The organism is Aeromonas sp. 159, assembly GCF_963862045.1.
Classification (GTDB): Bacteria; Pseudomonadota; Gammaproteobacteria; order Enterobacterales; family Aeromonadaceae; genus Aeromonas; species Aeromonas veronii.
On the sequence record NZ_CAWLMI010000100.1, the window covers coordinates 1 to 1,049 of the forward strand.

The 1,049-nt window shown below is 50.4% G+C and carries 1 protein-coding gene and 1 pseudogene; one reads left to right on the forward strand and one right to left on the reverse strand.

Going from position 1 to position 1,049, the window contains the following annotated elements; all coding sequences use genetic code 11:
• Nucleotides 1–308 precede the first annotated feature (308 nt).
• Nucleotides 309–800 carry an RNA recognition motif domain-containing protein gene (locus tag AACR14_RS15635; RefSeq protein WP_005339200.1) on the forward strand — a complete coding sequence of 164 codons (492 nt, stop codon included), beginning with the start codon at nt 309–311 and terminating at the stop codon, nt 798–800.
• Between the two features lie 7 nt (nt 801–807).
• On the opposite strand, the pseudogene AACR14_RS15640 reads toward AACR14_RS15635, so the two are convergent.
• A pseudogene (locus AACR14_RS15640) lies at nt 808–1,049 on the reverse strand (glutamate racemase); the annotation flags it as partial.

The window sequence follows — 1,049 nt, forward strand, 5'->3', positions numbered from 1 at the left end:
GTAGGGGCGCATTATAGGGAGCTGCGCTGCGATGACAAGACTTTTTTTGAAGATAATCACGAAAATTTCAAATTATTCAATTAGAAACAGCTTATTCAGTGTATATATACAATGTTATCCACAATCCGGTTATTTCACTCCCATTTTAGCGTCATTTATGTCGCCTTCAGTGACCTTGGGAATGCCATACTGGAGCCGATAACCTCTCCCGAGTGGTCCATGGTAGCGCCAATCAGGAAAGCTGGTTACCATGGAGGTGAATATAGTGTTGCACCTTTTTTGCTTTCATTTACAAAAGGTCTTTTAAGATGAATTTATCCAAGTTTCCCGTATATATGCAGGCCGCAATCCTTGCTCTGGTATTGGCAGTGGTTGGCTACCTGGTTGCCCAGGCCCTGCAGTTCTCTTTGAAAGCGGAAGTGATTTTTGCAGCAGGTCTGGCCATCGGCGGTTTCGTGGTACCGCTGTTCCTGAAGCGAACCCCGGCTAATGTTGCCGAGTCGATCGCCAATCAGGAGACTTGCACCTTATATGTAGGCAACCTGCCCTATCGCGCCAATGAGATCGCAGTGCGCGAATTGTTTGCCGAACAGGGCCAGGTCATTTCCGTGCGGTTGATGAAGGACAAGGCAACCGGCAAGCGCAGAGGTTTCGGTTTCGTGGAGATGCCCGCCGCCGATGCCGCCAAGGCGATTGCCGCTTTGAATGATAAAGAGTACCAGCAGCGCACCCTCAAGGTGCGTGAAGCGAATGACAAACGTGATAAAGAGGAAAGAGAAGGTAGCGAAACTGACGCCTAACCGCTCGTCAGTACTTCACCTCTTCCAGTGATGACAGCCCCCATGCTTGCAAGGGGGCTGTCAGTTTTTGAGCCTCCCCATCCAGCCGGGTACAGTAAGCCCTGGCAATTACCTCTTCTATATGTACAGGCTGCACTGTGGCATGCCCACCATTGTGCAGCAACCAGGCCACCCGTTTGGCAACAGCACTGCCCGAGTCAACAAGCTGACATTGCGGCATCAGTTGCCCAATCTCTTCATTGAGTAGCG